The organism is Thiobacillus denitrificans DSM 12475, assembly GCF_000376425.1.
Lineage (GTDB): Bacteria > Pseudomonadota > Gammaproteobacteria > Burkholderiales > Thiobacillaceae > Thiobacillus > Thiobacillus denitrificans.
The window spans coordinates 87,395-114,108 of record NZ_AQWL01000003.1 but is presented as its reverse complement, the minus strand read 5'-3'; the positions used below and the strand labels follow the sequence as shown (position 1 = coordinate 114,108).

At 65.6% G+C, this 26,714-nt stretch carries 26 protein-coding genes; 19 read left to right on the top strand and 7 right to left on the bottom strand.

Features of this window, described 5'->3' with window-relative positions; all coding sequences use genetic code 11:
• The first annotated feature begins 6 nt into the window (after positions 1-6).
• The 10 genes from flhA (at position 7) to B059_RS18685 (ending at position 11,571) form a co-directional block, all read left to right on the top strand.
• Positions 7-2,088 carry a flagellar biosynthesis protein FlhA gene (gene flhA / locus B059_RS0105120; protein WP_018077172.1) on the top strand — a complete coding sequence of 694 codons (2,082 nt, stop codon included), beginning with the start codon at positions 7-9 and terminating at the stop codon, positions 2,086-2,088.
• Positions 2,085-3,344, top strand: a complete 1,260-nt coding sequence (gene flhF, locus B059_RS0105115) for a flagellar biosynthesis GTPase FlhF (RefSeq protein WP_018077171.1) — start codon at positions 2,085-2,087, stop codon at positions 3,342-3,344. Before flhA ends, flhF begins: the two co-directional genes overlap by 4 nt.
• Positions 3,337-4,215 carry a MinD/ParA family ATP-binding protein gene (locus tag B059_RS0105110; RefSeq protein ID WP_018077170.1) on the top strand — a complete coding sequence of 293 codons (879 nt, stop codon included), beginning with the start codon at positions 3,337-3,339 and terminating at the stop codon, positions 4,213-4,215. Before flhF ends, B059_RS0105110 begins: the two co-directional genes overlap by 8 nt.
• A gap of 3 nt (positions 4,216-4,218) precedes the next feature.
• On the top strand, positions 4,219-4,950 hold the full coding sequence (locus tag B059_RS0105105) for an RNA polymerase sigma factor FliA (protein WP_018077169.1): 732 nt from the start codon (positions 4,219-4,221) through the stop codon (positions 4,948-4,950).
• Positions 4,932-5,669, top strand: a complete 738-nt coding sequence (locus B059_RS0105100; RefSeq protein WP_018077168.1) for a flagellar motor protein — start codon at positions 4,932-4,934, stop codon at positions 5,667-5,669. The genes B059_RS0105105 and B059_RS0105100 overlap by 19 nt, the downstream gene beginning before the upstream one ends.
• The gene (gene motD / locus B059_RS0105095) at positions 5,669-6,445 is read left to right on the top strand and encodes a flagellar motor protein MotD (RefSeq protein WP_018077167.1); all 777 of its coding nucleotides are present in this window, start codon (positions 5,669-5,671) and stop codon (positions 6,443-6,445) included. The genes B059_RS0105100 and motD overlap by 1 nt, the downstream gene beginning before the upstream one ends.
• Positions 6,446-6,561: 116 nt before the next feature.
• A complete protein-coding gene (gene lon / locus B059_RS0105090) occupies positions 6,562-8,937 on the top strand; it encodes an endopeptidase La (protein WP_018077166.1) in 2,376 nt (791 codons plus the stop codon).
• A gap of 273 nt (positions 8,938-9,210) precedes the next feature.
• Positions 9,211-10,035, top strand: a complete 825-nt coding sequence (locus B059_RS0105085; protein WP_038058256.1) for a segregation and condensation protein A — start codon at positions 9,211-9,213, stop codon at positions 10,033-10,035.
• Positions 10,016-10,678, top strand: a complete 663-nt coding sequence (scpB, locus tag B059_RS0105080; protein WP_018077164.1) for an SMC-Scp complex subunit ScpB — start codon at positions 10,016-10,018, stop codon at positions 10,676-10,678. Before B059_RS0105085 ends, scpB begins: the two co-directional genes overlap by 20 nt.
• 2 nt (positions 10,679-10,680) lie before the next feature.
• On the top strand, positions 10,681-11,571 hold the full coding sequence (locus B059_RS18685; protein ID WP_157273632.1) for a pseudouridine synthase: 891 nt from the start codon (positions 10,681-10,683) through the stop codon (positions 11,569-11,571).
• 132 nt (positions 11,572-11,703) lie between these two features.
• Here B059_RS18685 and B059_RS0105070 read toward each other — a convergent pair whose 3' ends face one another.
• Positions 11,704-12,267 (bottom strand): TraR/DksA family transcriptional regulator, encoded by a 564-nt coding sequence (locus B059_RS0105070; protein ID WP_245538734.1) that lies wholly within the window; start codon positions 12,265-12,267, stop codon positions 11,704-11,706.
• An 80-nt stretch (positions 12,268-12,347) separates the two neighbouring features.
• Positions 12,348-13,013 carry a mechanosensitive ion channel family protein gene (locus tag B059_RS0105060; protein ID WP_018077160.1) on the bottom strand — a complete coding sequence of 222 codons (666 nt, stop codon included), beginning with the start codon at positions 13,011-13,013 and terminating at the stop codon, positions 12,348-12,350.
• Between the two features lie 222 nt (positions 13,014-13,235).
• On the opposite strand from B059_RS0105060, the gene B059_RS0105055 reads away from it, so the two are divergent.
• Genes B059_RS0105055 through B059_RS0105035 form a run of 5 tightly spaced genes read left to right on the top strand, consistent with a single transcriptional unit; the run spans position 13,236 to position 17,649 of the window.
• A complete protein-coding gene (locus tag B059_RS0105055) occupies positions 13,236-14,288 on the top strand; it encodes a 4Fe-4S dicluster domain-containing protein (RefSeq protein ID WP_245538733.1) in 1,053 nt (350 codons plus the stop codon).
• Positions 14,285-15,115 carry an FAD/NAD(P)-binding protein gene (locus B059_RS0105050; protein ID WP_018077158.1) on the top strand — a complete coding sequence of 277 codons (831 nt, stop codon included), beginning with the start codon at positions 14,285-14,287 and terminating at the stop codon, positions 15,113-15,115. Before B059_RS0105055 ends, B059_RS0105050 begins: the two co-directional genes overlap by 4 nt.
• Entirely contained in the window at positions 15,115-15,906 is a 792-nt protein-coding gene (locus B059_RS0105045; protein WP_018077157.1) for an NADH-quinone oxidoreductase subunit B family protein, read from the top strand. The genes B059_RS0105050 and B059_RS0105045 overlap by 1 nt, the downstream gene beginning before the upstream one ends.
• Positions 15,899-17,200, top strand: a complete 1,302-nt coding sequence (locus tag B059_RS0105040) for a Ni/Fe hydrogenase subunit alpha (RefSeq protein WP_018077156.1) — start codon at positions 15,899-15,901, stop codon at positions 17,198-17,200. The genes B059_RS0105045 and B059_RS0105040 overlap by 8 nt, the downstream gene beginning before the upstream one ends.
• A complete protein-coding gene (locus tag B059_RS0105035) occupies positions 17,197-17,649 on the top strand; it encodes a hydrogenase maturation protease (protein WP_018077155.1) in 453 nt (150 codons plus the stop codon). The genes B059_RS0105040 and B059_RS0105035 overlap by 4 nt, the downstream gene beginning before the upstream one ends.
• A 30-nt stretch (positions 17,650-17,679) precedes the next feature.
• Here the strand turns inward: B059_RS0105035 and prmB are convergent, their stop codons facing one another.
• The 3 genes from prmB to B059_RS0105020 are packed head-to-tail and all read right to left on the bottom strand — an operon-like array spanning position 17,680 to position 20,107.
• Positions 17,680-18,576 (bottom strand): 50S ribosomal protein L3 N(5)-glutamine methyltransferase, encoded by an 897-nt coding sequence (gene prmB / locus B059_RS0105030; RefSeq protein WP_018077154.1) that lies wholly within the window; start codon positions 18,574-18,576, stop codon positions 17,680-17,682.
• A gap of 46 nt (positions 18,577-18,622) precedes the next feature.
• The gene (gene dapE, locus B059_RS0105025) at positions 18,623-19,753 is read right to left on the bottom strand and encodes a succinyl-diaminopimelate desuccinylase (RefSeq protein ID WP_018077153.1); all 1,131 of its coding nucleotides are present in this window, start codon (positions 19,751-19,753) and stop codon (positions 18,623-18,625) included.
• A 6-nt stretch (positions 19,754-19,759) separates the two neighbouring features.
• Complete coding sequence (locus tag B059_RS0105020; protein ID WP_018077152.1) at positions 19,760-20,107, bottom strand: ArsC family reductase; 348 nt, start codon at positions 20,105-20,107, stop codon at positions 19,760-19,762.
• A gap of 81 nt (positions 20,108-20,188) precedes the next feature.
• Here B059_RS0105020 and B059_RS0105015 point away from each other — a divergent pair, with 81 nt between their 5' ends.
• The 4 genes from B059_RS0105015 to B059_RS0105000 all read left to right on the top strand — a co-directional run bounded on the left by B059_RS0105015 (position 20,189) and on the right by B059_RS0105000 (position 24,863).
• The gene (locus B059_RS0105015) at positions 20,189-21,991 is read left to right on the top strand and encodes an ABCB family ABC transporter ATP-binding protein/permease (RefSeq protein WP_026177312.1); all 1,803 of its coding nucleotides are present in this window, start codon (positions 20,189-20,191) and stop codon (positions 21,989-21,991) included.
• Entirely contained in the window at positions 21,991-23,283 is a 1,293-nt protein-coding gene (locus B059_RS0105010; RefSeq protein WP_018077151.1) for an MFS transporter, read from the top strand. The genes B059_RS0105015 and B059_RS0105010 overlap by 1 nt, the downstream gene beginning before the upstream one ends.
• A 3-nt stretch (positions 23,284-23,286) precedes the next feature.
• Positions 23,287-23,727 (top strand): GNAT family N-acetyltransferase, encoded by a 441-nt coding sequence (locus tag B059_RS0105005; RefSeq protein ID WP_018077150.1) that lies wholly within the window; start codon positions 23,287-23,289, stop codon positions 23,725-23,727.
• 170 nt (positions 23,728-23,897) lie between these two features.
• Positions 23,898-24,863: an NAD(P)/FAD-dependent oxidoreductase gene (locus B059_RS0105000; protein ID WP_018077149.1), complete on the top strand. Its 966-nt coding sequence runs from the start codon at positions 23,898-23,900 to the stop codon at positions 24,861-24,863.
• An 18-nt stretch (positions 24,864-24,881) separates the two neighbouring features.
• On the opposite strand, the gene B059_RS0104995 is transcribed toward B059_RS0105000, so the two are convergent.
• Both B059_RS0104995 and B059_RS0104990 read right to left on the bottom strand, forming a co-directional pair.
• Entirely contained in the window at positions 24,882-25,766 is an 885-nt protein-coding gene (locus tag B059_RS0104995) for a diguanylate cyclase (RefSeq protein WP_018077148.1), read from the bottom strand.
• Between the two features lie 74 nt (positions 25,767-25,840).
• Positions 25,841-26,713 carry a formylglycine-generating enzyme family protein gene (locus tag B059_RS0104990; RefSeq protein WP_018077147.1) on the bottom strand — a complete coding sequence of 291 codons (873 nt, stop codon included), beginning with the start codon at positions 26,711-26,713 and terminating at the stop codon, positions 25,841-25,843.
• Between the last annotated feature and the right edge of the window lies 1 nt (position 26,714).

The window sequence follows — 26,714 nt, the reverse complement described above, 5'->3', positions numbered from 1 at the left end:
TAAAGAATGAACGGTTCGCTGAAGCTCTCGAATTTCTTCAACGGCGCCAATGCCCGTGCGCTGGCGGCACCGATTTTCATCGTACTCATCCTGGCGATGCTGGTGCTGCCGCTGCCGCCATTTGCGCTGGACATGCTGTTCACCTTCAACATCGCGCTTTCCATCATGGTGCTGCTGGTCAGCCTGTCGACCAAGAAGGCCCTCGATTTCGCCGCCTTCCCCACGGTATTGCTGCTATCCACGCTGCTGCGGCTGTCGCTCAACGTCGCCTCCACCCGCGTGGTGCTGCTGGAAGGCCACACCGGGCCGGACGCTGCGGGCAAGGTGATCGAAGCCTTCGGCCATTTCCTGGTCGGCGGCAACTATACGGTCGGCATCATCGTGTTCGTCATCCTGGTGGTGATCAACTTCATCGTCATCACCAAGGGTGCCGGCCGCATCGCCGAGGTCAGCGCGCGCTTCACCCTCGACGCGATGCCGGGCAAGCAGATGGCGATCGACGCCGACCTCAACGCCGGCCTCATCGACGAAAACGAGGCGCGCCGGCGGCGTGCCGAAATCGCCCAGGAAGCCGATTTCTACGGCTCGATGGACGGCGCTTCGAAATTCGTGCGCGGCGACGCCATCGCCGGCATCCTGATCCTGATCATCAACATCGTCGGCGGCCTCATCATCGGCCTGATGCAGCATGACCTGTCGCTCGCCGACGCTGCCCGCAACTACACCCTGCTGGCGATCGGCGACGGCCTGGTGGCACAGATTCCGGCACTGGTCATCTCGATCGCCGCCGGCCTCATCGTCAGCCGCGTCAGCACCGAGGAAGACATCGCCGGCCAGATGCTGTCCAACGTTTTCAACAAGCGGCAGGCACTCTATATCACCGCCGCGATTCTCGGCCTGATGGGCATGATTCCGGGAATGCCGAACTTCGCCTTCCTGCTGCTGGCGGGCGGCCTGGCCTGGCTGGCCTACCGGAACGGCAGGCAGCAACAGCAGGAAGCGCCGGCGGAAGCGCAGGCCGCGCCCGTCGCAGCGGTCGAAAGCCAGGAAGCCAGCTGGGAGGACGTCGCGCCCATCGATACCCTGGGACTGGAAGTCGGCTACCGGCTGATTCCACTGGTGGACAGCGCCGCTGATGGCGAACTGGTGCGCCGCATCAAGGGCATCCGCAAGAAATTCGCCCGCGAGATCGGCTTCCTGCCGCCTGCCGTGCATATCCGCGACAACCTGGAAATCAATCCGAACAGCTACCGCATCACCCTGAAAGGCGTCGAGATCGGCTCTGGCGAAGTGCGCACCGGGCTGTTCCTTGCCATCGATCCGGGCAATATCACTGCCAGCCTGCCAGGCGTCGTCACGCGCGATCCGGCCTTCGATCTGCCGGCGGTGTGGATCGAATCCGGTCTGCGCGAACAGGCGCAGGCGATGGGCTACACCGTGGTCGACCCCGGCACCGTGGTCGCCACCCACCTGAATCATCTGGTGACCCAGCATGCCGCAGAGCTGCTGGGACGGCAGGAAACGCAGGCGCTGCTCGATCACCTGGGCAAGAGCGCGCCCAAGCTGGTGGAAGACCTGGTGCCGAAAATGCTGCCGCTGTCCACCGTGCAGAAAGTACTGCAGACCCTGCTCACCGAAGGCGTGGCGATCCGCGACATGCGCAGCATCATCGACACCCTGCTGGAACACGCCGCGCGCGTGCAGGATCCGCACGAGCTCACCGCTCTGGTACGGGTGGCACTGGGGCGCTCGATCGTGCAGCAGATTTACGGCTCGGCCAGCGAACTGCCGGTGATCGCGCTGGACCATGGCCTGGAGCGGCTGCTGCTGCAGACTTTACAGGCGGGCCATGATGCCGCCGGCATGGAGCCGGGGCTGGCCGACACCCTACTGGAACGCACCCAGACCTCGACGCAACGGCAGGAAGCGCTGGGCCATCCCCCGGTATTGCTGACGCCCGCCGTGCTGCGTCCGCTGCTTGCCCGTTTTCTGCGGCGCACCGTGCCGCAGCTCAAAGTGCTTTCGCACGCTGAAGTGCCCGAAGGCAAACAGATCAAAGTGACTTCCCTGGTAGGAGGAGCAGCATGAACGTCAAACGAATCGTCGCCAAAACATCCCGTGAAGCCATGCGCCAGTTGCGCGACGCGCTCGGGCCCGACGCGATCATCCTTGCCAATCGCGCCGTCGAGGGCGGGGTGGAAGTGCTGGCCCTGGCGGCGGAAGACATCGCTTCGATGGCGCCGCCTGTGGTGGAGGCGCCTGCAACCAGCGCTCCAGCCAAGACGCCGGCAGCGGTCGTGCAGGACGAAACGGAGGCGGCGCCCGCAGTCACCATCAAACGCCGGCTGGTCGAGCGGGTCGCCGTGCCCAGCGCGGACAGCACCCAGCTGGCGCAAAGCGTCATCAACGAAATCAAGACGATGCAGATGCGGCTGGAAAGCCAGCTGGCCGATCTGGCCTGGCGCGATCTGCCGGGGCGCGATCCGGCCGGCGCCGCCGTGATGCGCGACATGCTGGCGGCGGGCTTTTCCGCCACCCTGGCGCGCGAGTTGCTGGAAGCCATGCCGAAAGGCGATGTGGAGCAGGTGCAGAGCTGGACGAAAAACACCCTGATGAATCGCCTGCAGGTGATGCAGAGCGAAACCGACATGCTCGACGGCGGCGGCGTGTTCGCCCTGATGGGGCCCACCGGCGCCGGCAAAACCACCACCACCGCCAAGCTGGCCGCGCGCTTCGTGGTGCGCCACGGCGCCGACAAACTGGCCCTGCTGACCACCGACAGCTACCGCATCGGCGGCCACGAGCAGCTGCGCATCTACGGCAAGATCCTCGGCGTCGCCGTGCACGCGGTGCGCGATGCGGCCGACTTGCGGCTGGCGCTGTCCGAACTGCGCAACAAGCACACAGTGCTGATCGATACCGTCGGCATGAGCCAGCGCGACCAGGCCGTCGCCGAGCAGGTCGAGATGCTGTGCCAGGCTGGCAAGCCAATCAAGCGCCTGCTGCTGCTGAACGCCACCAGCCATGGCGACACCCTGGACGAAGTGGTGCAGGCCTACCGGACGCGTGGGCTGGACGGCTGCATCCTGTCGAAGATCGACGAGGCGGCCAGCCTCGGCCCGGCGCTCGACTGCGCGATTCGTCACCAGCTGTGCGTGCACTATCTGGCGACCGGCCAGCGCGTGCCCGAAGACCTGCATCTGGCCAATCGCCAATACCTCATTCACCGCGCCTTCAAGGCGCGTACGCATGCCTCGCCGTGGCAGCTGGACGACAGCGAGCTGGCCTTCGCGCTGTCCGGCATGCAGGCGGCGCATCGTGAAAGCGTGGTGGCCCTTGGATAAGTTCGTCAGCGATCAGGCCGCCGGGCTGCGCCGTCTGCTGGGGCAGGGCGGGTTTCAGGTCATTACCGTGATGTCGGGGCAGAAGGGGGCAGGCAAGACCGCCGCAACCGCCAATCTGGCGGTGGCATTGGCCCGCTCCGGGCGCGACGTGCTTATTGTCGACCAGGACCGGCACGGCCACGGCGCCTGCGCCGCCCTGGGGTTGACGCCACGCTTCGACGTGGCGGACGTGCTGGAAAGGCGCTGCACCCTGGATGCGCTGATGCTCGACGGCCCCGACAACGTGCAGGTGCTGCCGATCGGCGGCTGCTTCAACCGGCTGGGGCAGCTGTCCGAACGCGATCAGGAATGGCTGGCGCAGAGCTTCAACCGCCTGCAATGTGGTGTCGATGTGGTGCTGGTGGACATGGAAGAGGCCACCGATCCGGATGCCTTGCCACTGGGACTTGCCGCCTCCGAAATCATGGTGGTGCTGCCGCCCGGCAACACGGCGATCACCCAAGGCTATACCCTGGTCAAGCGGCTGGCGCACAATTTCGGCAAGCGCCAGTTCCGCCTGCTGCTCAACCGCATGGAATCGCCTGAGCAGGCGCAGGCGGTGGCGCGCAATTTCGCCCAAACTGCCGAGCGCTATCTGGGCGTATCGGTCGATTACCTCGGCTATATCCCGCTGGACGAGCGCTTGAGCCGCGCCGGCCACCTGCGCACTTCCGTGGTGGATGCTTTTCCCGTCGCCCAGTCCACCTCGCAGTTCCGCAAGCTGGCCGATGGCCTGCTGCGCTGGCCGCAGCAGGCCGGCCTGGGCAATGTCGGCGGGTTCATGCAGCGCGTGATCCAGGGCAGCCGCATGATGGAAGCCTGCAGGAGGTAGGGCATGTACACCGCAACCGGCAAAAGCGAGAAGAGCGACCTGCTCGCGCAATACATGCCCATGGTCAAACGGCTGGCGCATCACATGATGGGCCGGCTGCCGCCCAGCGTGGAGGAAGACGACCTGGTGCAGGCCGGCATGATCGGCCTGCTCGATGCCGTCAGCCGCTACGATGAGGCGCAGAGCGCGCAGTTCGAGGCCTACGCGATCCAGCGTATCCGCGGCTCGATGATCGACGAATTGCGCCAGTCCGACTGGTTGCCGCGCAGCGCGCGGCAGTCGATGCGCAAGATCGAACAGGCCATCGGCGTCTTGCAGCACCAGCTGGGACGGCAGCCCAGCGAAACCGAAATCGCCGCGTCGATGAAAGTCCCGCTGGCCGAATACCAGGCCATGCTGGGCGATGCGCGCGGCCACCAGCTGCTGTATTTCGAGGATTTCGGCGAATCCGACGAAGACGACTCCTTCCTCGACAAGCAGTCGGCGAACGAGACCAGCATGCCGCTGCCGCAGCTGCTCGACGCCAACCTGCGCGCCTGCATCATCGCCGGCATCGAAAACCTGCCCGAGCGCGAACAACTGCTGATGTCGCTGTATTACGAACAGGAACTCAATCTGCGCGAGATCAGCGAAGTGTTCGGCGTCAGCGAATCCCGCATCTGCCAGCTGCACGGCCAGGCCATCGCGCGGCTGCGCACCAAGCTGAAGGAAGACGCATGGATCGCGGCAGTCTGATCGGGCTGGTCCTGGCGGTTGCCGCCATTCTCGGCGGCCAGGCGATGGAAGGCGGGCAGATCGGCCTGTTCCTGCAGCCGGCCGCTTTCGTCATCGTGGTGATCGGAACCCTGGCTGCGGTGCTGCTGCATCATCCCTTGCCGGTTTTCATGAAGGGCGTGCGCATGGCGAAGTGGGCTTTCCGGCCGCCCGGGTCGGAGGCCGAGGCGCTGATCCGCCGCGTCGTCCAGTGGTCGCACACCGCGCGTCAGGACGGTGCGCTGGCGCTGGAAAAATACCTCAACATGACGCGCGATCCGTTCCAGAAAACCGGGCTGCAATTGCTGATCGACGGCGCCGATGCGGCCAAGCTGCGCGACACGCTCGACGTGCAGATCGTCGGTTTCGAGACGGCCGAGCGGCAGGCCGCGCGGGTATGGGAAGCGGCGGGCGGCTATGCGCCCACGCTCGGCATCCTGGGTGCGGTGATAGGTCTGATCCATGTCATGGAAAACCTGTCCGATCCCGGCAAGCTGGGTACCGGCATCGCGGTCGCCTTCGTCGCCACCATCTACGGTGTTGGCCTGGCCAACCTGGTGTTTTTGCCGATCGCCAACAAGATCAAGTTCACGATTGCCCGCCGGGTCGCCGAGCGCGAAATCGTTTGCGACGGTCTCATCGGCATTGCCCAGGGTGACAATCCGCGCATCATCGAGGCGCGCCTCAAAGGATATTTGTAATGCGCAGACGGCGGCGCATCGTCTCCGACCACGACAATCACGACCGCTGGCTGATTTCGTATGCCGACTTCATTACCCTGCTGTTTGCCTTCTTCGTGGTGATGTACGCGATCTCGGCGGTCAACGAGAACAAATTGCGCGTCCTGGCCGGCTCGCTCGGCGATGCGTTCGGCAAGACGCCGGCAAGCGAGGCGCCGATGCCGCAACCGGCAAGAGAGGCCTTGCCTGCGGAAGTCAGGCAGCGCACCCTGAAACAGCAGCAGGCGATCGAGGAACAGGCGCACATGACCGAGGTGGCGAGCAGCCTGCTCGATGTGATGGCGCCGCTGGTGAAGGAGGGCAAGGTGCGGGTGACGCAGAGCCGCCGCGGCGTCAGCATCGAAATCAATGCCAACGTGCTGTTTGCCCCCGGCCGTGCCGAACTCGAGGCGAAATCGCTGGCGGTATTGCGTGCAGTGGCGGAGCGCCTGCGGAACGAGCCGTTCAAGCTGGAAATCACCGGCCATACCGACGTCATGCCGATCAGCAACCCGATTTTTGCCTCCAACTGGGAATTGTCGGCGGTGCGCGCCACCAGCGTGGTGCGCCTGCTGGCCGACAACGGCATCACCCCGGCGCGCCTGTCGGCCATCGGACGCGAGGCCAGCCAGCCGATTGCCCCCAACGACACGGCGCAGGGACGTGCGCGCAACCGTCGGGTCGAACTGATGATCCTGTCCGGCCTGCCGGATACGGTCAAGGAAATTCCGGTACGGCCTGCTCAGCTCCGCCCTTGAAAACGGGCGGATAGGCACGATACTGCCTAGGGTGACGTGTTAACGTTGATTCCGCCACTGCGGTCAAATGTGCGTTGACCTACCCCAACCTTGTCCCCGGATCAGATACCCAGACCATGCCCAACGATTCAGCACTAGAAGGTGAAATTCTCCCCGACGACAGGCAGCTGCCGACCGCCCCGGCGCTGCCACCCGAGTTGTATCTGCTGCCATTGACCGAAAAACCGTTTTTCCCGGCGCAAACCCTGCCGCTGCTGATGAACGAGGCGCCGTGGCTGCCGACCGTGGAGGCCATCGGCGAAACCGAGCACCACATGGTGGGGCTGGTGGTGGTCAAGCTCGACAATACCGACGACGTGAAGCGGGCGGATTTCAACAGTATCGGCACGGTGGTGCGGATTCATCATCCGGTGCGTTCCGACGGCAAGATGCAGTTCATCGCCGAGGGCGTGCGGCGTTTCCGCATCGTCGAATGGCTGTCGGATACGGCGCCCTACAAGGTCAGGGTCGAGTACCCGAACGAGGCCGGCAGGCCTGATTCTTCGGAAATCCGTGCCTATTCCATCGCCATCATCAACACCATCAAGGAGCTGTTGCCGCTCAACCCACTGTATTCCGAGGAACTGAAGTTCTTCCTCAACCGCTTCGGCCCCAACGAGCCTTCCCAGCTGACCGACTTCGCAGCCAGCCTGACCACCGCGTCGAAGCAGGAGCTGCAGGACGTGCTGGAAGCCTTCGGGTTGAAACGGCGCATGGAAAAGGTGCTGGTGCTGCTGAAGAAGGAACTCGACGTGGCGCGGCTGCAGTCCGACATCCGCGAGAAAGTGGACGAGAAGATGAGCGAGCAGCAGCGCGAATTCTTCCTGCGCCAGCAACTGAAGGCGATCCAGAAGGAACTCGGCCTGGCCAAGGACGACAAGACCGCCGAGCTCGATACTTTCAATGAGCGACTCGCCAAACTGACGCTGCCGGAACAGGCGAAAAAGCGCATCGACGAGGAAATGCACAAGCTGTCGCTGCTGGAGACCGGCTCGCCGGAATACACCGTCACCCGCAATTACCTCGACTGGCTGACCGTGCTGCCGTGGGGGGTGCATACGCAGGACAAGATCGATCTCGAGCGCGCGCGCCGCATCCTCGACCGCGACCACGACGGACTGGACGACGTGAAGGACCGCATCGTCGAATTCCTCGCCGTCGGCGCGATGCGCGGCGAGATGGCCGGGTCGATCCTGCTCCTGATCGGCCCGCCGGGCGTCGGCAAGACCTCGATCGGCAAGTCGGTGGCCGAGGCGCTGGGGCGCAAGTTCTATCGCTTCTCGGTCGGCGGCATGCGCGACGAAGCCGAGATCAAGGGCCACCGCCGCACCTACATCGGCGCCATGCCGGGCAAGTTCGTGCAGGCCTTGAAGGAGGTCGGCTCGGCCAACCCGGTCATCATGCTCGACGAGATCGACAAGATCGGCGCCAGCTATCAGGGCGATCCGGCCTCGGCGCTGCTGGAAGTGCTCGACCCGGAGCAGAACGCCGACTTCCTCGACCATTATCTCGACGTGCGCTTCGACCTGTCCAAGACCCTGTTCATCTGCACCGCCAACGATTATTCGATTCCGTCGGCGCTGCTCGACCGCATGGAAGTCATCCGCCTGTCGGGCTACATCACCGAAGAGAAAGTGGCGATCGCTAGGCATCACCTGTGGCCGCGCGTGCTGGAGCGGGCAGGGCTGAAGAAAAACCAGCTCGTTATCAGCGAAGGTGCGATCCGCCACGTCATCGAAGGCTATGCGCGCGAAGCCGGCGTGCGCAACCTGGAAAAGCAGCTCGGGCGGGTGGCCAGAAAAGCGGTGGTGAAGATCCTCGGCGGCGCCGCCACGCCGATCCGGATCGGCGTCAAGGAAATCGAGGCCTACCTCGACAAGCCGGTGTTCACCCGGGAAAAGCCCATCACCGGCATCGGCGTCGTCACCGGTCTCGCATGGACCGCGATGGGCGGCGCCACGCTGCCGGTCGAGGCCACCCGCGTGCATACGCTGAACCGCGGCTTCAAGCTCACCGGCAAGCTCGGCGACGTGATGAAGGAATCAGCCGAAATCGCCTACAGCTACGTCGCCTCGCACCTCAAGGCCTACGGGGCGGATGAAACCTTCTTCGACAAGAGCTTCGTGCATCTCCATGTTCCGGAAGGCGCCACCCCCAAGGACGGCCCCAGCGCCGGCGTCACCATGGCCACCGCGCTCCTGTCGCTGGCGAAGAACAAAAAGATCCCGCGTCCCCTTGCCATGACCGGCGAGCTCACCCTCACCGGCCAGGTCCTGCCGGTCGGCGGCATCCGCGAAAAGGTCATCGCCGCCCGCCGCATCGGCATCAGCGAGCTGATCCTGCCAGAAGCCAACCGGCGCGACTTCGACAAGCTGCCCGATCACATCCGCGCGGGGATGACGGTGCATTTCGCGAAGCGATATCGAGATGTGGCGGCGGTGGTGTTCGGGTAGCCGTCAGGAGCCGATTCCGTGCGTACCAGGCTCGCCAAGCTGGAGTTGAGCGATGCGGACATTGCCGATGCTGTTACCAAGGCACGCAAGCGCAGGAAATGAGCTTGCGTGGAAGGACGTGCATACGATAAGACTTGGGGTCAGGTCTTGCATTAACACATCCCGCTTGATCTAGCCCACATCGAGGGTCACTGGTTCGGCCGCGGCAAGGACCGGTCGGCTTGGCATGTCAGCAAAAGCCGACCACCCCCGCCCTCGGGTAAAATGCCCGCCATGACCGAAGCCGCGCTCCTCGATCCCGCCGAAGCCGCGCCCGCCGCACCCGTCATCAAGGTGCGCGGCGAGCTGTTGACCGAGCTGCCGCAGGATCTCTACATTCCGCCTGACGCGCTCGAAGTCTTTCTCGAAGCCTTCGAGGGCCCGCTCGACCTGCTGCTGTACCTGATTCGCAAGCAGAACCTCGACGTGCTCGACATTCCGATGGCGGCACTGACCAAACAGTACATGGCCTATGTGGAAGCGGCGCGCGCGACGCGGCTGGAACTGGCGGCAGAATACCTCTTGATGGCGGCGATGCTGATCGACATCAAGTCGCGCATGCTGCTGCCGCGCCGCGAGCAGGCCGAGGAGGCCGGCGAGGGCGAGGACCCGCGCGCCGAGCTGGTGCGTCGCCTGCTGGAATACGAGCAGATGAAACTCGCCGGCCAGCATCTCGACGCGCTGCCGCAGGCCGGACGCGACTTCGACACGGTCAGCGTCTTCCTGCCAGCGGCGGCAAAGCGTCTGCCCAGTCTGCATCCGGAGGAACTCGCCGCCGCCTGGCTGGCGATCCTGTCGCGCGCCAAAAACCGCACCCACCACCGCATCGGCCGCCAGGAACTGTCGATCCGCGAGCACATGAGCCGCATCCTGAAGCGGCTGACGCCGGGTGAGTTCATGGAATTCAAGGACTTGTTCCCGGAATCGTCGACCGTGCATGAACTCGTGGTCACCTTCCTCGCGATGCTGGAACTGACCAAGGAAACCCTGCTCGACGTGACGCAGGCCGAGCCGTTCGCCCCCATCTACGTGAAGCTGCATGAATCTGCAACCGAATGACAATCCCGAAGATTTGAAGGTCGTGCTGGAAGCGGCCTTGCTGGCGGCGGTCGAGCCGCTGTCGCTGGCCGACCTCAAGCGCATGTTCGAGCAGGATTTGAGCAATGAGGTCTTGCGCAACGTGCTGGAAGAGCTGCGTGCGCAGTGGCACGGCCGCGGCGTCGAGCTGGTTCAGGTGGCCGACGGCTGGCGCTTCCAGACGCGCGCCGAGATGCAGCCCTGGCTGTCGCGGCTGAAGAACGAGAAGCCGCCGCGCTACTCGCGCGCGGTGCTGGAAACGCTGGCCATCATCGCCTACCGCCAGCCGGTGACGCGTGGCGACATCGAGGACATCCGCGGCGTATCGGTCAATCCCAACATCGTCAAGACGCTGGAAGAGCGTGGCTGGATCGAGGCCATCGGCCATCGCGACGTGCCCGGCCGCCCGGCGCTGTTCGGCACCACCGGGCATTTTCTCAGCGACCTCGGGCTGCGCACGCTGTCCGAACTGCCGCCGCTGGAAGAGCTCGGCAATCTGGTCACCCCGGATGAAACTGCATTGATTCCTGAATTGCGCGCGGAATTGGCGGACAATGACGCTCCCCGGACGTTTGGCGCGGTGATCGAGACCGCCCGCGCCAGCGTTGTTACCGAGATTCCTTGATTATGGCCACTCGCCCATCCCCCATCCGCCGTTCGCCTACCGCCCCCATGGGGCGCGCCGCGAGCCGTTTACAGCAGGCCACCGCGCCCGAAGCCCCCGGCGAGCGCCTGCAAAAGGCGCTGGCCTCGGCCGGCCTCGGCTCGCGCCGCGAAATGGAGGAATGGATCGCCGAGGGCCGGGTGCAGGTCAACGGCGAGACCGCCACCATCGGCAGCAAGGTCGGACCGCGCGACGTGGTCAAGGTCAGCGGCCGCCGCGTGTACCTGCGCTTCGAGGACAAGCGCACGCGCATCCTGATCTACCACAAGTCGGAAGGCGAGATCGTCAGCCGCGACGACCCCAAGGGCCGCGCTACCGTGTTCGACGCGCTGCCCAGGCTGCGCGGCGCCAAGTGGATCGCCATCGGCCGGCTCGACTACAACACCGACGGCCTGATGATCTTCACCACCTCGGGCGAACTGGCCAACAAGCTGATGCACCCGCGCTTTGAAGTCGAGCGCGAATACGCGGTGCGGGTACTGGGCGAACTGAGCGAAGACATGATCGCGCAGTTGCTGGCCGGGGTGGAGCTCGACGACGGCCCGGCGCAGCTGCAAAGCTGCTTCGCCGCCGGCGGCGAGGGCGCCAACCGCTGGTATCGCGTGGTGATCAAGGAAGGCCGCAAGCGCGAGGTGCGGCGGCTGTTCGAGCATTTCGGCCTGACGGTGTCGCGGCTTACTCGCATTCGCTTCGGTCCGATCGCGCTGCCGCCGCAGTTGCGCCGCGGGCAGAAGACGGAACTCGACGACGACCTGGTGGCGCGCGTGCTGGAATGGGCGGAAATGACGCCGAGCCCGCGCCGTCAGACGCGCGGCGTGCCGGACAAGCACACCCGCAAGCCGCGCATGCGCTGAAGCGGCCGACGTTCTGCCCCTGCATTGCACCTTCCGTTCTTCGCGGGTTTTCCCTCGTCGCTCATCGAGCCGGCGCGCAGCCACCGTGAAATCGCGCTGCCGTTCGCTTTCATTTGTGTACGAGACTTGCCGTCAGCGGCCCGTGTAGGGCGAAGGCGCCTGTAATTTTTCGCGGCGTTCCTGGCACGCAAGGCAGCGCTTGGCGGTCGGATACGCATCCAACCGTTTGTAGCGGATGGCGGATCCGCAGTCGATGCAGACGCCATACTCCCCGGCTGCGAGGCGCTGCTCCGCCGCAACGATGTCGCGCACCTCTCCCACGTCGCGGATGATCTCGGCCTCGGTGATGTCGCGCAGCAGGGACGCGGCCGCCACATCGCCGGAATCACCCGCTCCGCCTATGAGATCGGCCTGGTGCTCGTTGCTGGAACGCGCGAGCACCTGCCTGATTTCATCGAGCAAGAGATTTTTGCGCGCGTCGATCCGTCGTGCGAAGTGCGTGATCTGTTCTTGGGTAAGGGAATTTTCAGGCTTGGTCATGGCGTCAGGCTTAGCAGGGTTGAGGAACGGATATCGAACTGTGCGGATGCACATCATCGATCTTCCACGATATATATCAAGCCCCACGCCGGAGCCGGCCAAGGCGGGGATCTGGCTGGCGCTGGCCCTGGCCTTCGGCCAGGCCTGGTTTTTCATGCTGCGGTGACGCCGCGCCGCTGACTGATGCTGAAAACCACCATGGTGCGGGTCAGCCGCAACGCGAGCAGGCGGCAGGATTACTTCTCGGTCAGCTTCTTGATCACCCCGGCCGCCCATTCGCGGCCGCCCAGGCCGAACGCCAGGGCCAGCGCCAGGCCAATCGCGCCGAAGCCGATCTGGAACGCGGCGGTGAGCAGGGTGGTGCCGATCGCCAGCTGTTCCAGCGCCACGAACACCACGAAGATGATGACGCCGTATTCCGACAGCGTGCTGATGGTGAGCGCGCCCTGCACGCCGATGTTGTTGAGATAGGCGAACACCAGGCGGTTGATGAAGCGCGCCACCAGCACGCCGAACACCAGCACCAGGATGGCGACGATGATGTTGGGGATATAGAGCACGATCTTGTTGAACAGGTCGGCCACCATGTGCAGGCCGAGACTGTTGGCCACGGTGACGATGACGATGAAGATGATGACCCAGTAAGCCAGCTTGGCCAGCAGGCGTGACAGCGAGACCTCCAGGCTGCCCTGCTTGAGGAAGGCTTCGATGCCGGTTTTTTCCGAAAGGCTGTCGAAGCGCAGCACGTCGAGCAGTTTCATGACACCGGTGCGCACCAGATTGGCAAGCAGCCAGCCGACGAACAGCAGCAGCATGGCTGCCAGCAGCTGCGGCACGAACCCCGCCATTTGCGTCCAGAAAGAAGTCAGGGATGCGACGAACACATCGAGTTGCTGCTGCATGGGGTTCTCCTCCATTACTACATTAAAGGCGCATTATAGCGAACGGTTCGCAATGGCTTTTTATGCTCGATGGCTGGGGATGGGCAAGGTAAATGGCCTGTTCCGTCCGGGGCTTTCTGCATACACTGTAGAAAACATTTTGTACCGTAGCCTATGCCCGCCCCACCTGAAGACGCCGGTTTTTTGCCTCTCGCCCAGTTGAGCATGCTGGTGGCGAGGCTCATGGAACAGGACTATCGCTGCCTCGGTCCGGCGGTGGAAAACGGCGCCATCGTCATGCGCGAACTCGCAGCGCCCGATGCGTTGCCGCGCGGCCTGCAGGCCGGGCAGGCGCCGGGGCGCTACCGGTTGCAGCAGGACCCGCAGCAGCGCTATTTCGCCTGGGCGAACGGGCCGCAGGCGATCAAGCCGCATCTGTTCGCGCCCCGCGAATCGCTGTGGCGGGCGCAGCGGGACGAGCAGGGCCGGCTGCACTTCATGGCCGTGGCGCCGCCCGCCCCGATGCTGGCGCTGATCGGTGTGCGCGCCTGCGACCTTGCCGCGCTGGCCTTGCAGGACGCCCATTTCCTGCAAGGCGACCAGCCCGACACCCATTACGCGCAGCGCCGTGAGCAACTGTTCCTGGTGGCGGTGCAATGCGCCGAGCCGGCATCCACCTGTTTTTGCGCGTCCACCGGCGACGGCCCGACCCCGGCCGCCGGCTACGACATCGCGCTGGCGGAACTGACTGACGGCTTCGTCGCAACGGCGGGAAGCCGGAAGGGGGCAGCGTTGCTGAACACGCTGAATCTGCCGCCCGCATCCCCGCGGCAGATTGCCGCGGCACGACAACAAGGACAGGCGGCAGCGGCCAGCCAGACGCGCAGCCTGCCCGGCCGCACTCTGCGCGATGTGCTGATGAGCCGGCTGGAACATCCGCAGTGGGACGAGGTCGCGACACGCTGCCTCGCCTGCGGCAATTGCACCGCGGTGTGTCCGACCTGTTTCTGCCATGCCGAGATGGACGAGCCTGCGCTGAACGGCCAGGCAAGCGAGCATGTGCGGATATGGGATTCCTGCTTTGGCGAGAGCCATGGCCATCTGCACGGCTTCAATGTGCGGCCCGATATCCGCAGCCGTTACCGCCAATGGCTGATCCACAAGCTCGCCACCTGGCACGACCAGTACGGACGCAGCGGCTGCGTTGGCTGCGGGCGCTGCATCGCCTGGTGCCCGGCGGAAATCGACCTCACCGCGGAAGCCGCCGTGCTGGCCGGAGACCGGGAGCGGCCATGACCGCACGCCAGCCGCTCGAAGCCATCGTGGCGAAACGCACGCAGGAGTCGCCCACCATCTTCACCTTGCAGCTGCGCCTGCGCGATGCGGCGGCGCAGGCGGCCTACCGGTTTGCGTCCGGCCAGTTCAACATGCTGTATCTGCCTGGGGTGGGCGAGGTGCCGATCTCGATCATGTCCGATCCGCAAGAACGCGACGGCATCGGCCACACCATCCGCGCCCTGGGACGCGTCACCCGGGGGCTGGCGGCGCTGCGGCCGGGCGACAGCCTGGGGCTGCGTGGACCGTACGGGCGCGGCTGGCCGTTGCAGGAAATGGAAGGGCGCGACGTCGTGCTGGTGACCGGTGGGCTCGGCTGCGCGCCGGTCGTCTCTGTCATCCATTACCTCCTCAGGCGCCGCGAACGCTACGGCAAGCTCGTCGTCATCCAAGGCGTGAAACATGCCGAGGATCTGATCTGGCGCGAGCAATACGACCGCTGGGCCACGCTGCCGGATACCCAGGTGCTGCTTGCGGCGAGCCAGGGCGGGGCGCTGTGGCCCTGGCATGTCGGGCGTGTGACGGATCTGTTAGAGCAGGCCCGGTTCGACCCCGGCCGCGCGGCGGCGATGATGTGCGGGCCGGAAGGCATGATGCGGACCGCGGCTGAAAAGCTGCTGGCGCGCGGCCTGCCCGAATCGCGCCTGCATCTGAGCATGGAACGCAACATGCAATGCGCGGTCGGCCGCTGCGGCCATTGCCAGTTTGGCGGAGCCTTCGTCTGCCGCGATGGCCCGGTGTTCGACTGGGGCCAAGTCAAGTCCTTGCTGGAGCACCGGGGGTTCTGATGCGCGTGCCGACAAGACCGCGCGTGGCGGTGCACAAGTTCAGCTCCTGCGATGGCTGTCAGCTGGCCTTCCTCAACCTCGGCGAGGATCTGCTCGCGCTGGCCGAACGGGTCGAGCTGGTGCACTTCGCCGAAGCCGGCCCGCTCGACCCGGATGCCGAAGTGGACATTGCGTTCGTCGAAGGCAGCGTGTCGACGCCGGCAGACCTCGAACGCATCCAGCGCATTCGCCGCCACAGCCGCATGCTGATCGCCATCGGCGCCTGTGCCACTGCCGGCGGCATCCAGGCCCTGCGCAACGGCGCCGACGGCGCACAATGGGCCGCGCAGATCTACAGCCATCCCGCTGCGGTCGCCAGCCTCGAACGCTCGACGCCGATTTCCAGCCACGTGGCGGTGGACTTCGAGCTGTGGGGCTGCCCGGTCAGCGGTCCGCAGATACTGGCGGTGGTGAATTCCCTGCTGCTGGGGGTGGCGCCGCGCGACAACGCCGACAAGGTGTGCAGCGAATGCAAGCGGCGCGATCTCAGCTGCGTGATGGTGAGCCGTGGCATCCCCTGCATGGGGCCGGTGACGCGGGCCGGCTGCGGCGCCTTGTGCCCAGGTCTGGGGCGCGACTGCTACGGCTGCTACGGCCCGGCGGAAAACGCCAACACCGACGCGCTGGCGGCGCAGTTCGGCCGCCAGGGACTCGATCCGCCCGCCGTCGCCCGGCGCTTCCGCTCGATCAACAGCCAGGCGCCGGCGTTTCTGGCGGCGGCAAACAAGGCAGGGGAGGCGCGCGATGAGTGAACGACGCCGCAGCGTGGCCATTCACGTCCCCGTGCTGACCCGGGTGGAAGGCGAGGGGGCGCTCGACCTGCGCATCGACAACGGCGAGATCGTCCAGTTGCGCCTGCGCATCTTCGAGCCGCCGCGCTTCTTCGAGAAATTCCTCGAAGGCCGCAGCTACACCGAAATCCCGGACATGGTGGCGCGCATCTGCGGCATCTGCCCGGTGGCCTACCAGGCCACCGCCGCGCAGGCGCTGGAACGGCTGTTCGGCGTCGAGCTCGGCCCGTGGGCGCGCGCCATGCGCCGGGTGTTCTACTGCGGCGAATGGATCCAGAGCCACAGCCTGCACATCCATCTGCTGGCCGCGCCGGACTTCTTCGGCTGCAACAGCGTCATCGAACTGGCGCGCATCGCCCCGCAGGAAGTGCGCCGCGGCCTGCGCATCCAGGCGCTGGGCAACGAACTGATGGATCTGTTCGGCGCGCGTTCGGTGCATCCGGTCGGCATTCGTGTCGGCGGATTTCACGGCGCGCCTTCAGTGGAGCGCATCGGCGACATCCGGGACAAGCTGCGCGCGGCGCTGCCGGAAGCCGAGGCGCTGATCCGCTGGGCGGCCGGCATTGCGGTGCCGCAGGACGATCAGGACTTCGTCTGCGTCGCCATGCGGCACCCGCTCGACTACGCCATCGAATGCGGCGACATCGGCGCCAGCGACGGCCTGCATATCGGCGCGGAAGCCTACGACGAGCATTTCGCCGAGTGCCACGAACCGCATTCCACCGCGCTGTTCAGCAGCTATCGCCAGCGGCCCTATCTGGTCGGGCCGCTGGCGCGGCTGAACCTCAACCACGAGCGGCTGCCCCCGCGCATCAAGGCGTTGCTGGCCGCAACCGGCCTTGTGCTGCCCAGTCGCAACCTGTTTCACAGCCTACTGGCACGCGCAGTGGAAATCCTGCTGGCATTGCACGAAGCGTTGCGCCTGCTCGACGGCTATCGCGTTCCGGACTCGCCCTGGGTGCCGGTCGCCCCGCGCGCCGGGGTGGCCACCGGCTGCACCGAGGCGCCGCGCGGCCTGCTGTGGCACCGCTACGAGATGGACGCCGACGGCTGCGTGGTCAGCGCGCGCATCGTGCCGCCAACCAGCCAGAATCAGGCACGGATTGAAGAGGATTTGCGGCTGTCGCTGCTCGACTTCGGCCTCGATCGCCCGGACGAGGCGCTGCGGCTGCACTGTGAAAAAGTCATCCGCAACTACGATCCCTGCATTTCCTGCGCCACCCATTTCCTGCGCATGAAGGTAGAGCGGACATGAGCGGGGTGCGCATCCTCGGCATCGGTTCGCCGTCGGGCGACGACCAGGCCGGCTGGCTGGTCGTCGATGCCTTGCTGGCCGGCGGTCTTGATGACATCGATATCGACAAGCTGGATCGGCCCGGTGCCAGCCTGATTCCCATGCTGGAGAATGCGGCCTGGGTCATTCTGATCGATGCGATGCAGGGCAGTGGCCGGGTGGGTGGGATTCAGCGCTTCGACCGGAAAGATTGGCCGGACTATCGCCACGGACTGTCCAGCCACGGTTTTGGCGTGCTGGCCGCGCTCTCGCTGGCGCGTGAACTCGGCAGTCTGCCGCCCCGGCTGGATCTGTATGGAATCGAAATCGGCTCGACCAATCCGGGTGAGGACGCCGCGGCGGTCATCGCGGCGGCGGCGCAGCAACTCGCCCGCCGCATCGCCGACGAGCTGCCACGTACGGGCAGGTAGGGGGCTCGCCCTGCCCCGCTGGCGGGTCTTCTAGCGAAGGTCTTCGCGCCGCAGCATGAACACGAACTGGTCGCCGCGTTCGGTATCGAGCCAGGTGAAGGGCAGGGCGGGGTAGGCGGCTTCGAGGGCGTCGCGGTTGTGGCCGATCTCCACCAGCAGCAGGCCACCGGGGTTGAGATGGGATTGGGCCCGAGCCAGAATCTGCCGCGTGGCGTCCAGGCCGTCTTCTCCGGAACCGAGCGCCAGCGCGGGTTCCGCCCGGTATTCCGGCGGCAGCGCGGCGACCGATTCGGCGTTCACGTAGGGCGGATTGCTGATGATCACGTCGTAAGTGCGGCCGTCCAGCGCCGCGAACAGATCGGACTCGATCAGCTCGACGCGGTCCTGCAGGCCGTAATCGGCGACATTCTTCGCGGCGACGTCCAGCGCCTCCCTGGATAAATCGACGGCATCGATCCGGGAATCGGGAAAGGCCAGCGCCGCCAGGATGGCGAGGCAGCCGGAGCCGGTACACAGATCGAGCACGCTGCCCACCGCATCCGGATCCTCGACCCACGGCGCCAATTGCTCGTGCAGCAGCTCGGCGATGAAGGAGCGCGGCACGATCACGCGCTCGTCGACATGGAAGCGGTACCCGCCCAGCCAGGCTTCGTGCGTGAGATAGGCTGCAGGGATGCGTTCCTTGACGCGGCGTTCGATCACCGCCTGCACCTGTTCGGATTCACCATGCGTCAGGCTGGCATCGAGGAATGGATCGAGCCGGTCGAGAGGCAGATGCAAAGTGTGAAGGATCAGGTACGCCGCCTCGTCGAAGGCGTTGTCGGAGCCGTGGCCGAAGAACAGTCCCGCCTCGTTGAAGCGCGATACCGCGAAGCGCAGCCAGTCGCGCACGGTGATGAGGGATTCGGTGTCGTCGAAGTGTTTCATTTCAATCCAGAATGCTTATCCGCGAAGCGCGGATGAAACAAGGTTTTCACCCCAGCAGCTTTTCCAGCGTCTTCTCGTAGATCGCCGCCAGCTGCTCGATGTTCTCCACCGCGACGTGCTCGTTCAGCTTGTGGATGCTCATGTTGAGCGGGCCGAATTCGACTACCTCCCGACAGATGTCGGCAATGAAGCGGCCGTCCGAGGTGCCGCCGGAGGTCGACAGCCCGGGGGTGAGGCCGGTGACCTCGTGGATCGCCTCGCTCAGCTTGTCGCACAGCGGCCCGCGCGGGGTGAGGAAGGGATTGCCCGACAGGCTCCAGTCGATTTCGTAATCGAGGCCATGGCTGTCGAGGATTTCGTGCATCGCGTCCATCAGGCCTTCGGCCGTGCTGGCGGTGGAAAAGCGGAAATTGAACTGGATCTCGACCACGCCAGGAATGACATTGGTGACACCGGTGCCGGCATGGATGTTCGATATCTGCCAGGTCGTCGGCGGGAAATAGGCGTTGCCCTCGTCCCACATGGTGTCGGCGAGTTCGGCGATGGCCGGCGCGGCCAGATGGATCGGATTCTTCGCCAGATGCGGATAGGCGATATGGCCCTGCACGCCCTTGACGCGCAGCGTGCCGGACAGCGAGCCGCGGCGGCCGTTCTTGATGGTGTCGCCGAATTCGGCGGCGCTGGTGGGCTCGCCGACGATGCAGTAGTCGAGCGCTTCGCCGCGCGCTTTCAGCGCCTCGACCACGCGTACCGTGCCGTCGGTGGCGGGGCCTTCCTCGTCCGAGGTGAGCAGGAAGGCGATCGAGCCGGAGTGGCCGGGATGGGCGGCGACGAAGCGCTCGGTGGCGGTGACGAAAGCGGCGTCCGAGGTCTTCATGTCGGCGGCGCCGCGCGCGTAGAGCTGGCCGTCGCGCACGGTCGGCTCGAACGGGTCGGACAGCCATTGCTCCAGCGGCCCGGTCGGCACCACGTCGGTATGGCCGGCGAAGCAGACCACGGGAGCGACCGTGCCCTTGCGCGCCCACAGGTTGTCGACGCCGTTGTGGCAGTGGCGTTCGATGCGGAAGCCGAGTTTTTGCAGACGGGCGGCGATGAGGTCGTGGCAGCCCGCGTGATCCGGGGTCAGCGATTTGCGCTTGAGCAGTTCGACTACCAACTCGAAAGTGTCATTGGCCATGCAGTCTCATTCTCCAAACAGGGCTTGGTAGTGTTCTTCGGTAAACCCAAGATGATAACTGCCATCTCGCTCCAGCACCGGGCGCTTGATCACGCTGGGCTGGGCCAGCATCAGGGCAATGGCGCTGGTTTCGTCAGTGACGGCGGCTTTTTCCGCATCCGTCAGCTTGCGCCAGGTGGTGCCGCGCGTATTGACCAGCGCCTGCCATCCGGTTTGCGCCACGACCTCGTGCAACCAGGCGGCATCGACCCCCTGTTTCCTGAAGTCGTGAAAGAGGGCGTCATGCGCGTGATCGGCCAGCCAGGCGCGCGCTTTTTTGACGGTGGAGCAGTTGGGAATGCCGTAGAGCTTCATGCTATTTCAGTCGCCCGGGGCGGAATTGGCCGCCCATGGACGTAAAATCGGGAAAAACAAGCCACGATTCTAACCGACCTGATGCATCCCGCCGTTCATTCCCACACCGCACCGCCGCCGCCCGGCGATCCCAGTCTGCGCTCCCTCGGCCGGCTGTTCCCCTATCTATGGGAATTCCGCGGCCGTGTGCTGCTGGCGCTGGCGCTGCTGATCGGCGCCAAGCTGGCGTCGGTGGCGGTGCCGCTGGTGCTGAAGGAGATCATCGACGCGCTCGACCGGCCACGCCCCGAGCTGGTATTGCCCCTGGCGCTGATCATGGGCTATGGCGTGTTGCGCTTCGCCAGCACCACCTTCGCCGACCTGCGCGACGTCATCTTCGCCAAGGTCACGCAGCGCGCGATGCGCCGCATCAGCATGGCGGTGTTCAAGCACCTGCATGCGCTGTCGCTGCGTTTTCACCTCGAACGGCAGACCGGCGGCATCACCCGCGACATCGAGCGCGGCGCCCGTGCGCTGTCGAGCCTGGTCGGCTACCTGCTGTTCCGCATCACCCCGACGGTGCTCGAAATCCTGATGGTCGCGGGCATCCTGTTCGTCAAGCTCGACTGGGTTTTTGGCGTGCTGACGCTGATCACCCTGGCGGCCTACATCGGCTTCACCGTCACCATCACCGAATGGCGCACCCAGTTCGTGCGCCGCGCCAACACGCTCGACTCGGAAGCCTATGGCCGCGCCATCGACAGCCTGCTGAACTACGAGACGGTCAAGTATTTCGGCAACGAGAAATACGAGGCCCGCCGGTACGATAGCAGCCTGGTCGAGTGGGAGGACATGGCATTGAAGTCGCAGCGCTCGCTGGGTCTGCTCAACACCGCGCAGGCCGGCGTCATCGCCATCGGCGTCACGCTGATGGTGCTGCGCGCCGCCGCCGGCGTGGTCGAGGGCACGCTGACGCTGGGCGACCTGGTGATGGTCAACGCCTTCCTGCTGCAGATGTTCCAGCCGCTCAGCTTTCTCGGCGTGATGTACCGCCAGATCAAGGAGTCGATCACCGACGTCGAGCGCATGTTCGCGCTGATGGAGCGTCCGCGCGAGGTCGAGGACAAGCCCGACGCGCGTGATCTCGACGTGGTGGCGGGGGAGGTGAAATTCGATCGCGTCAGCTTTGCCTACAATGCCGACCGGCCGATACTGCACGACGTCAGCTTCACCATCCCCGCCGGCAGGACGGTGGCAGCGGTGGGCTCCAGCGGCGCCGGCAAGTCGACGCTGGCGCGCCTGCTGTTCCGCTTCTACGATGTCGGTGCCGGCAGCATCAGCATCGACGGCCAGGACATCCGCCACGTCACCCAGGACAGCCTGCGCGCCGCCATCGGCGTGGTGCCGCAGGACACCGTGCTGTTCAACGACAGCATCTACTACAACATCGCCTACGGCTGGCCGGATGCCAGCCGCGAGGAAGTGATCGAGGCCGCGCGCGCCGCGCACATCCTGCATTTCATCGAAGGCCTGCCGCAGGGCTGGGATACGGTGGTGGGCGAGCGCGGGCTCAAGCTCTCCGGCGGCGAGAAGCAGCGGGTGGCGATCGCCCGCACCCTGCTGAAGGATCCGGCCATCCTCGTCCTCGACGAAGCCACCTCGGCGCTCGACACCAGGACCGAAAAGGCAATCCAGGCCGAACTGCTGGAAATCGCCCGCAGCCGCACCAGCCTCATCATCGCGCACCGCCTGTCCACCGTGGTCGAGGCCGACGAGATCCTGGTGATGGAAGACGGGCGCATCGTCGAGCGCGGCCGGCATCCCGAACTGCTGGCAATGAACGGCATCTATGCGCATATGTGGGCGCTGCAGCAGCAGGCCGAGGCTGAGGAGCACGCTGTCTGATGGCGGGGCTGCTGCTGCGGCCGGGCGTGTCCCGACGCGAGGTGTGGGCCTGGGCGATGTACGACTTCGCCAATTCCGGCTACACGACGGTCGTCATCACCGCGGTATTCGGTGCGTATTTCGTCGCGGTCGTCGCCGGCGACGCGCCGTGGGCGACTTTCACGTGGACCCTCGCGCTGTCCGTCTCGTACGCCCTCATCATGCTGACCGCGCCGCTGGTCGGTGCCTGGGCCGATGCCCATGCAAGGAAAAAGACGCTGCTGTGGCTGACCACGCTCGGCTGCGTCGGCGCCACCGCACTGCTCTATTTCGCCGCGCCGGGTGCGCTTGCGCTGGCGATCGCTGCGCTGGTTCTCTCCAACTATTTCTTCGGCACCGGCGAGAACCTCATCGCCGCTTTCCTGCCCGAACTGGCGCGGCCGCGCGCGCTCGGCAGGATATCGGGCTGGGGCTGGACGCTCGGCTATGTCGGCGGCCTGGTGTCGCTCGGCGCGAGCCTCGCATACATCGGCTGGGCGCAGGCACGCGGGCAGACTGCGGCCGAGTTCGTGCCGGTCTCCATGCTCATCACCGCCGCGATTTTCATGCTGGCGAGCCTGCCCGCGCTCCTGATGCTGCACGAGCGCGCCACGCCGAATGGCGGCCACACGTCGCGCAATGCCTGGCAGCAGGTACGCCACACCCTCGGCCATCTCGGCCGGTTGCCCGACCTCAAACGTTTCCTCGTCTGCACCGTGCTGTACCAGGCCGGGATCGCCGCGGTCATCACGCTGGCGGCGATCTATGCCAGCCAGGTGTTCCATTTCGACACCCAGCGCACCATCGTGCTGGTGCTGGTGGTCAACATCACCGCAGCGCTCGGTGCCTTCGTGTTCGGCCATGTGCAGGACCGCATCGGGCACGTGCGGTCGATCGCGCTGACACTCGTCGGTTGGATCGTGATGGTGCTGCTCGCCTGGGCCGCGCCCGACGAGCGCATGTTCTGGGTGGCGGCCAATCTGGCCGGGCTGTGCATGGGGGCGTCGCAGTCGGCGGGGCGCGCGCTGGTCGGCCTGCTCGCGCCCCCTGCGCAGCAAGCCGAGTTTTTCGGGCTGTGGGGGCTGGCGGTGAAGCTCGCGTCCATCCTCGGGCCGCTGACCTACGGCGCGGCCAGCTGGATCACTCAGGGCGATCATCGCCAGTCCCTGCTGATCACCGGCAGCTATTTCGCCGCCGGGCTGTGGGCGTTGCGTGACGTGCAGGCCGCACGCGGCCATCGCGCGGCACGGCGGTTTGCTCACGGCGGCGCCTGAATCATGGCCGCCTTCACGCTGCTCGAAACCGATTGGGCGCACGATGCGCGACGCCTGAGCGCGGTACGCCGCGCGGTCTTCATCGACGAGCAGGGCGTGCCCGAGGCGCTGGAATGGGACGCGTACGACATGCATTCGCTGCATCTGCTGGCCATCGCCGCGGATGCTGCCCCGATTGGCTGCGCCCGCCTGCTGCCCGACGGCCATATCGGACGCATGGCGGTGCTGCCCGCCTGGCGCGGGCGCGGCGTCGGCCAGGCTTTGCTGGCCGCGGCCTTGCGGGCGGCGCAGGCACGCGGCTATCGTACCGTCAGACTCAGCGCGCAGACCCATGCGGCCGGGTTCTATGCGCGGGCCGGTTTCATCATTGTGGGCGAGGAATACGAAGAGGCAGGCATACGGCATGTATCCATGCAGAAAACAGACGGCGACCGGAACCGATAATGCGTGGCCACGGTCATTGGGTTTGAAAATGGAGAGTGTCCCGCCATCCGGGCGGGCAGGCAATGCTCCGCTGATTTACGCGGGCTGCCTCGCATTGCCGCAGAGGCCTCGATTTCACTACAAGTCAACCAGCAGCCGGCCGCCCTGCGGCCGCAACAAGGGAAAAAAGCATGACAAGACTTAGAGCAGGCATTGTCGGCGCCGGCGTCGCCGGTGCCAGCTGCGCAGGAAAGCTCGCCGCAGCGGGTTGGGATGTCGACGTCTACGACAAAGCGCGCGGCGCCGGCGGGCGCCTGTCGACCAGGCGCACGGGACAGGGCTGGGCATCGCTGGCGAGCCCGTTTCTTTCGGCCCGGCGCGACCCCTTCCGCAGCCAGCTGCGCGACTGGGTACGCCAGGGCTGGGTCGCTCCGGTGCGCGGCAACATCTGGCAGGGGCGCGCCACCGTGTCGTGGGCGCAGGCGCAGCTGCAAAACCATTACCGGCCCACCATCGAGCCTTCGCAACTGGTACACCATTTGCTGGGCGATGCGCGCCTGCACACCCTGAGCCCGGTCGCGGCGTTGCGGCCGCGCACGATCGTCCTGGAAAACGGTCAGACGCTCGGCGATTACGATTGCGTCATTTGCAGCGTCCCCGCCCCGCAGGCCATCCCCATGCTCGATGCGCTGCCGTTGCTGCGTGAGCGCCTGGGCGAAGTGCGTTATCGCCCGATCTGGTCGTTCCTGATGCGCTGGGAAGGCGGCCCGGCGGCGGATGTCATCAAGTTCGACGACCATTTGCTGAATCTGGCGGTACGCCAGGCATTCAATGGCCCGGGCCTGTGGGCGGTATACAGCAGCCACGAATTTGCCGAAACCTATCTCGAAGCCTCGATTGAAGAGGCCAGCAATCGTGCCGCTTCGGCCTTGATGGGACTGCTCGGACTGGCCTGCCCGGTTGACATCGAAGCATCTCACCTGTGGCGCCATGCCTTACCGCAAACCTCGGTCGGCGGCTACTGGCTGGGCGACCGCGAAAACCGGGTCGCCCTGATTGGCGACAGCATCGCCGGCGCGGGAATAGAGCGCGCCTGGGAAAGCGGCCTGCGGCTGGCCCAGGTGCTGATCCAGGCCGAGGAGGAACTGGCGATCTGAGCCGCCGGGACGGCACGGTCAGGGATCCGCGATGACGTAACGGTCACGTCCGTTTTTCTTTCCTTCGTAAAGTGCCAGATCGGCGCGCATGATGGCACTGGACAGGTCGTCCTGCTCGCGCACCCGGGCCAGACCAAGGGTGACGGTCAGCACCAGCGGGACGCTACCGGGAACCGGCACGGAGGTGGTGCGGATCGCACCCAGAAGGCGTTGCGCGGACTGCTCGGCCTCTGCGACAGACTTGCATTGCAGCAGCCAGAGAAATTCTTCTCCGCCGAAACGATACAGGGGCTCGTTGCTTCGCAGGGTCTGTTTCAGGACGCCGGCCAACTGGCGCAAAACTTGGTCGCCCACCAGATGGCCATGGGTATCGTTGACCGGCTTGAAATGATCCATGTCGATCATCGCGACATACAGCAGGTTGCAGGCGCGCCGGGCTTCCTTCCGGCACAGGGCAAAATCGTTTTCGATTCCGTAGCGCAGAGGCAGCCCTGTCAGCGGATCGTGCCGCACGGCCTGGGTAAGAATCAATGTCTTGAAGCGGGCCAGCAGGGCGAGCAGATCGGATTGCGATTGCTCGAATGTCTCCAGGTCGGCATGGTTGCCTGGCTGGCCGGCCAGCACCCGGGTGCAGATGGAACGAATCGCGTCATGCATCGCCTGATGCACCGCTTCGACGCGTTGCGCGGCCTGCGCATCGAGCGCCTCGAATTCGGCCCGGCTCGACATGAACCAGTTCCCGAAATGGCAAAGGGTGTGTGCCATCGGGGCGAGTACGTCTTCGCCCGGGGCCGTGCGCAGCACCGCGCAGCGCAGGATCCGGCGCGTCCAGTTCATGTGCGCCTCGACCGCGGCATCGAGTTCGGCGATAAAAATATCGGCTTCGGATGGGAGGGCTGACATGGGCATGCAGCTAGGCCGTGATTGATTGGATGGGGATGCGGTAATCCTGGCCTGCCGCAGTCCGCATGACAAGCCTAAACATCGCGTGCCACGCGAAATCCAAGATTGATGTCCAGTTCGTTTTCCAGGCGCCGCCGCCGTGCGGCGCCCCGGCAGTCTTCGGGGCCGTCGAACCACGACCCTCCCTTGGTGACGACGGCTTGCGGTTTGCCGGGCAGAGGGCGCTCCGGGAGGCTGGCGTGGTCGCGGGTCCAGGGGCTGGCCGTGTATTCCCACACATTGCCCGGCATATCGTGCAGGCCCCAGCGGTTGGGGCGCAATTTGCCGACCTCCATTGCGCCGCAGCGGACGAAACAGCGCGACAGCAGGCGCGGACGCCGGGGGCGCGCGGCGTCGAAACCCTGGCGGGTATTGTAGAGCGCCTCGGCGGGGATGATGCGATCACCCTGCGGATAGGCACTTGCGGCCCCGGCGCGGTAGGCGTATTCCCATTCCTGCTCGGTGGGCAGGCGGTAGCGCTGCCCGGTCTGCCGGGAGAGCCAGGCGCAATAATCGCGTGCATCGCTCTGCCGCACGTTGACGACCGGCTTGCGGCCGGACAGCCACAGCAGTTCCGTGCGCCGCTGCCAGCCGGTGGCGCGGGCATAGGCTTCGAATTCTTCGGTAGTGACCGGATAAATACCCATGGCGAAACTGCGTTCGATCAGGGCGGTGCGGCGCGGGCGTTCCTGGGCCGGCGCATTTTCCCCGGCGGCGGCGCCATATTCGAATGTGCCCGCGGGAATGACGATCAGCGCAGGGGCGGACGTCCCGTCGGGCAGGCTGTCGTGGAAATGCGGGCCCGGCAGCCCCAGTGCGCGCGTGGCGCGTACTTGCAAGGCGATCAATTCACCCTCGTGCATGGCGAAGGTGTCGGGCAGGGCGGCGGCGGGGAAGTCGGGGATCATG